The organism is Streptomyces sp. UNOC14_S4 (assembly GCF_020740835.1).
In the GTDB taxonomy this organism is placed as follows: domain Bacteria; phylum Actinomycetota; class Actinomycetes; order Streptomycetales; family Streptomycetaceae; genus Streptomyces.
In genome coordinates, this window is the sequence record NZ_JAINFC010000549.1 from 1 (window position 1) to 4,910 (window position 4,910).

Below are 4,910 nucleotides of genomic sequence, written 5' to 3' on the forward strand. Positions count from 1 at the left end.
CGGTCTTGCTGCTCTGGCTGAGGGCGGTATGGCGTCTGGTGTGGTGCAGGGGTCTGCGGCCGGTGGGCAGGTGGCCTTTGTGTTCCCGGGGCAGGGTTCGCAGTGGGCGGGCATGGCGGTCGGGCTGCTCGACTCCTCGCCGGTGTTCGCTGCCCGGATCGATGAGTGTGCGGCTGCGCTGTCGGAGTTCTGCGACTGGTCGTTGGTGGACGTGCTGCGGGGTGCGGAGGGCGCGCCGTCGCTGGAGCGCGTCGATGTGGTCCAGCCCGTGCTGTTCGCGGTGATGGTCTCCCTGGCGGAGCTGTGGCGTTCGCTGGGCGTCCGTGCGGACGCCGTGGTGGGTCACTCGCAGGGTGAGATCGCGGCTGCGTGTGTGGCGGGGATTCTGTCGCTTCAGGACGCGGCCCGGGTGGTGGCTCTGCGCAGTCAGGCGATTGGCCGGGTGCTGGCGGGCAAGGGCGGCATGGTGTCCGTGGCCCTGCCGGTGGACCGGGTCCGGGAGCGGATTGCCGCGTGGGGTGAGGACCGTATTTCGGTGGCCGCTGTCAACGGCCCCTCCTCGGTCGTGGTCTCCGGTGAGCCGGAGGCGCTGGACGAGCTCATCGCGTCCTGTGAGGCGGACGAGGTCCGTGCCCGCAAGGTGCCCGTGGACTACGCCTCGCACTCCGCCCAGGTCGAGCTGCTGCGCGACGAGCTCCTGAAGCTCCTGGCACCCGTGCGGCCGAAGGCGGCGGACATCCCCTTCCTCTCCACCGTCACCGGTGAGTGGGTCAAGGGCCCGGAGCTGGACGCCGAGTACTGGTTCACCAACCTCCGCCGGACCGTCGAGCTGGAGGGTGCCGTCCGGCGTCTCCTGGACGAGGGTTTCGGGGTCTTCGTCGAGTCGAGCGCGCACCCCGTGCTGACGATGGGTGTTCAGGAGACCGCCGAGGACGCGGACCGTGAGGCCGCCGCCATCGGTTCCCTGCGCCGTGACGAAGGTGGCCTCGACCGGTTCTTCACTTCCCTCGGTGAGGCGTGGACGCGGGGCGTGTCCGTCGGCTGGGACGCCGTCTACGAGGGCACCGCCGCGCGCCGCGTCGACCTGCCCACCTACGCCTTCCAGACCGAGCGTTTCTGGCCGAAGGCCGCGCCCGCGCAGACGGCCGGGGCCGCGCAGGCCGACCCGGTCGACACCCGCTTCTGGGAGACCGTGGAGCGCGAGGACTGGCAGGCCCTCGCCGCCGAGCTCGCCGTCGACGGTGACCAGCCGCTCAGCGCCGTACTGCCCGCCCTGTCCACCTGGCGCAAGCAGGCCCGCGAGCAGTCCACGGTGGACAGCTGGCGCTACCGCGTGACCTGGAAGCAGCTCCCCGAGGGCGCCGCCGCGCGGCTCTCCGGCACCTGGCTGCTGGTCGCGCCGGGCACCGAGGACGAGCGTGCCGCCACCGTTGCCGCCTCCCTGGGCGAGCGAGGCGCCGACGTACGGCGGATCACGGTGGACGTCACGGACATCACGGTGGCGGACCGGGAGGCGCTGGCCGCCCTCGTCCGCGCCGAGCTCACCGGAGAGGACGCCACGGAAGGCGCCGCGGCCTGTGACGGCGTGCTGTCGCTGCTGGCGCTGGACGAGCGCCCGTACCCCGGGCACTCCGCCCTCCCCGCGGGTGCCGCCGCGCAACTCGCGCTGATCCAGGCGCTGGGCGACGCCGAGGTCGCCGCGCCGCTGTGGTGCGCCACCCGTGGCGCCGTCTCGACCGGTCGCTCGGACCGGCTGGAGTCGCCGGAGCAGGCGCTGGTCTGGGGCCTCGGCCGGGTGGCCGCCCTGGAGCACCTGGAGCGCTGGGGCGGTCTGGTCGACCTGCCGGAGACGCTGGACGAGCGGGCGCTGGCCCGGCTGGCCGGGGTGCTCGCGGGCGACGGCGACGAGGGTCAGGTGGCGATCCGTGCCACTGGCGTCTTCGGGCCGCGTCTGGTGCGGGCCGGGCTGGCCGACACCCCCGCCGCACGGGACTGGCAGCCGGTCGGCACCACCCTCGTCACCGGCGGCACCGGCACGCTGGGCGCGCACGTGGCCCGCTGGCTGGCCCGCAACGGTGCCGAGCACCTGCTGCTCGCAAGTCGCCGCGGGGCGGACGCGCCGGGCGCGGCCGAACTGCGCGAGGAGCTCACCGCGCTGGGTACCGAGGTCACCCTCGCCGCCTGCGACGTCGCCGACCGGGACGCGCTGGCCGCGCTGCTCGCGGAGGTCCCGGCCGAGCGGCCGCTGACCGCCGTGGTGCACACCGCCGCGGTGACCGAGGACGGGGTGATCGAGGGGCTGACGCCGGATCAGGTGGACCGGGTGCTGCGGCTGAAGGTCGACGCCACCCGCCATCTGCACGAGCTCACCCGTGAGCTGGAGCTCTCCGCGTTCGTGCTCTTCTCGCACTTCTCCGCGGTCTTCGGGGCGCCGGGGCAGGGCAACCAGGCGCCGGGCAACGCCTATCTGCAGGCCTTCGCCGAGCGGCGGCGCGCCGAGGGGCTGCCCGCGACCACGCTCTCGTGGGGCCCGTGGGGCGATGGCTCCACCGTCGACGGCGCGATCGGTGACCGGATGCGCCGCCACGGCATCAACGAGATGGCGCCGGAGCCGGCCGTCACCGCGCTGCGGCACGCGCTGGACCGGGACGAGACGGCGCTGACCGTCATCGACATGGACTGGCGGCGGTTCACTCTGGCCTTCACCGCCGACCGGCCGCGGCCGCTGCTGCACGAGCTGCCGGAGGCGTTCCGGGTCGTCGAGGAGATGCGGGCCGAGGCCTCCGCCTCCGCCGACGCCGGGCCCGCGCTGGCCCAGCAGCTCGCCGGGCTGCCGGAGACCGAGCGGGAGCGGGTGCTGCTGGAGCTCGTCCGCGGCGCGGTGGCGGCGGTGCTCGGGCACGCCGACGCCTCGGCGATCGAGGCCGGCCGGGCCTTCAAGGAGCTGGGCTTCGACTCGCTCACCGCGGTCGAGCTGCGCAACCGGCTCGGCGCCGCCAGCGGCCTCAAGCTGCCCGCGGCCCTGATCTTCGACCACCCGACGCCCGCCGCCGTGGCCGCGTACCTGCGTGCCGAGGTGGTGCCGGACGAGGCGGACGGCGGGGCGTCGGTGCTGGAGGAGCTCGACCGGCTGGAGGCGGCGATCGCCACGAGCACCCCGGACAACATCACCCGGGCCCGGATCACCATGCGGCTCCAGTCGCTGCTCGGGAAGTGGCACGAGGGCCCGGACTCCGGTCCCGCGGGCCCGGCCCCCGCCACGGCCGCGGCCGCCCCGGCCCCCGGGGCGGCGGAGGTCGTCGAGGAGCCCCGGTCGGCGAGCGACGACGAGCTCTTCGACTTCATCAACAAGGGGCTCGGAAGGGCCTGACGAATATTTCGCCACTGACGCGCCTATTGACGTGCCTTTCGAAGTCGGACAGGATTTTCCGCACTCTCGTATAAGGCCCGGCATTCCGACTGCCCCCTATTCGCCCCCTGGTCCCTCAGGGGGTGGTAGGGGGCAGTTAGGGGTTGTAGGGAGGGTTAGCCCGGCCATAGCCTCTCGCCGAGAAGTCGACTAATTGGTTATATCCGATGCCGTCTGCCGTAAATGGGTTGCGTTAAATGGCGAATGAAGAGACGCTGCGGGACTACCTCAAGCTGGTGACGGCGGATCTGCATCAGACTCGTCTCCGCCTGCGTGAGGCGGAAGCGAAGAATCACGACCCCATCGCCATCGTGGGGATCGGCTGCCGCTATCCGGGGGGCGTGCGCTCCCCGGAGGATCTGTGGCGGGTCGTCAGCGAGGGCGTGGACGCGGTCGGTGACTTCCCCGTGGACCGCGGGTGGAACGTCGAGACGATGTACCACCCGGATCCGGACCACCCCGGCACCAGCTATGTGCACGAGGGCGGATTCGTCGACGGCATCGCCGACTTCGACCCGTCCGTCTTCGGCATCAGCCCCCGCGAGGCGCTCGGCATGGACCCGCAGCAGCGCATGCTGCTGGAGACGTCCTGGGAGGCGTTCGAGCGGGCCGGTATCGACCCGACGGCGGTGCGCGGGCAGCAGATCGGTGTCTTCGTCGGCACCAGCAACCACGACTACCTCGCCGCGATCCTCAGCTCCACGGAGAACTTCGAGGGCTACTTCGGCACCGGCAACGCCGCGAGCGTCGCCTCCGGCCGCCTCTCGTACACCTTCGGCCTCGAGGGCCCCGCCGCCACCGTCGACACCGCCTGCTCCTCCTCGCTGGTGGCGCTGCACCTGGCGGTGCAGGCGCTGCGCAACAACGAGTGCACGATGGCGCTGGCCGGTGGCGCGACCCTGATGTGCGCCCCCGGCGTCTTCGTCGACTACAGCAAGATGCGCGGACTGGCCCTGGACGGCCGCTCCAAGCCCTTCGCCCCCGAGGCCGACGGCTTCTGCCTCGGCGAGGGCGTCGGCGTGCTGCTGGTCGAGCGGCTGTCCGACGCGCAGCGCAAGGGCCACCCGGTCCTCGCGGTCGTCCGCGGCACCGCCGTCAACCAGGACGGCGCGAGCAACGGCCTCACCTCGCCCAACGGCCCCTCCCAGCAGCGCGTCATCCTCCAGGCGCTGGCCAACGCCCGGCTCACCCCGGCCGAGGTCGACGCCGTCGAGGCGCACGGCACCGGCACCGCGCTCGGCGACCCGATCGAGGCCGACGCCCTCCTGGCCACCTACGGCCAGGACCGGCCCGAGGGCCGCCCGCTGCTCCTCGGCTCGGTCAAGTCCAACATCGGCCACGCCCAGGCGGGCGCCGGTGTCGGCGGCATCATCAAGATGGTCATGGCGCTCAAGCACGGCGTGCTGCCCAAGACGCTGCACCTGACCGAGCCCACCCCGCACGTCGACTGGTCGTCCGGCGACATCGAGCTGCTGACCGAGGCCCGGAAGTGGCCCGAGAC

2 protein-coding genes are annotated in these 4,910 nt (G+C 72.9%); both read left to right on the forward strand.

Annotated elements, in window-relative coordinates; translation table 11 throughout:
• Positions 1-3,370 (forward strand): SDR family NAD(P)-dependent oxidoreductase (locus tag K6I34_RS31730; RefSeq protein WP_229331367.1); only part of this gene is annotated, 3,370 nt, incomplete at its 5' end.
• 236 nt (positions 3,371-3,606) lie between these two features.
• On the forward strand, positions 3,607-4,910 hold a 1,304-nt coding region (locus K6I34_RS31735), incomplete at its 3' end, for a beta-ketoacyl synthase N-terminal-like domain-containing protein (RefSeq protein ID WP_229331369.1).